Raw genomic sequence first — 1,028 nt, forward strand, 5'->3', positions numbered from 1 at the left:
AAAAAAACTATGGAGGCAAATTGAGCTTGAGGAGCTTTTCCTCGAGCGCCGCGAGGTAGGTGTCGGGATGCTGGCGAAAGCGTCGCTGCATCACGCGCGCTTGGCGCAGCTTGCCGAGCCGACGGCGCTCCTCGCGCCAGCACACGGGATCGACCTCACCGAGCTGCAGCGGTGTCGGTGGATTCACTCGCGTCAGCACAGCGGCGAGCACCCGCACGGCACCACGCACGACGAGGCTGGGACTGGCGACCTTGTGCCCGGTGATGCGCCGCTCTTGATGGCGCAGTGAGCCGAAGAGCTGCTCAAGCGCGTTGTTGGTGCGCGGCAGTCCAGTCACATCGTAGGTGTGAAAGAGTCCTGGCCAATAGCGCTGGGTGATCTTTACAAAGTGCTCACCCCAGTCGCGAATGGCTTCGCCGGCGGGCGTCTTGAGCGCCTCGGCGAAGCGCTGCATCCAGCGCTCATAGGCCCTCCTCACCTCGGCGGCAGGTCGTTGCTCGGGATTCTCCAGCACGTCAACGGCCTCTTGGATCGCGTGAAACATCGCCTCCAAAGGCGCCCAGAACGCCGCCGTGGCCGTCAACGCGCGCGCGAGGATGGCGTGTAAGCGCTTGAGTGGTTTCGGCAGAGCCCCCCTTTTTGCTCGACGGCTTGCAAGCTGGTATCGATCTGCTCCAAGCGTTCATGCAGGCGCAGCCCGCCCGGTTCCAGGGGCGCCTTACCCTCATCACTGAGCGCCCCGCGCACCGCCGCACAGGATCCTTGCACCACCTGCGCTTCGTGATCCTCGCGATCCCCGAGCGCGCGCTCGAGTGGACGAATGGCGCGCACCCGTTTCTTCAGCTCCTTCTTGGCGTGACGGTCGGCCTCCCAAGCCGGGCCGGCAGCCTGTTTCCAATCATGGAATTGATACAGCTGATGGGGCACGCCGGGAAACGTCTTGACCACTGCCTTACGGAGACTGCGTTGCCCATCACTGACCACGCCAACCACGGGGACGTCGAGCCCGTCGACGGCCTCGTGCAGCA

The 1,028-nt window shown here is 64.4% G+C and carries 1 protein-coding gene and 1 pseudogene; both read right to left on the bottom strand.

The features are described from left to right. Positions 1 to 7 precede the first annotated feature (7 nt). A complete protein-coding gene (locus G3480_RS26850; RefSeq protein ID WP_164657240.1) occupies positions 8 to 544 on the bottom strand; it encodes a hypothetical protein in 537 nt (178 codons plus the stop codon). A 35-nt stretch (positions 545 to 579) separates the two neighbouring features. Further along, positions 580 to 1,028: pseudogene (locus G3480_RS26855) on the bottom strand (ISNCY family transposase); the annotation flags it as partial.

The sequence above is a fragment of the Thiorhodococcus mannitoliphagus genome (assembly GCF_010915725.1).
In the GTDB taxonomy this organism is placed as follows: domain Bacteria; phylum Pseudomonadota; class Gammaproteobacteria; order Chromatiales; family Chromatiaceae; genus Thiorhodococcus; species Thiorhodococcus mannitoliphagus.

Bases quoted from the DNA above. Each gene is read 5' to 3' on its own strand.
- G3480_RS26850 (WP_164657240.1), bottom strand. From the start codon at position 544: ATGTTTCACGCGATCCAAGAGGCCGTTGACGTGCTGGAGAATCCCGAG.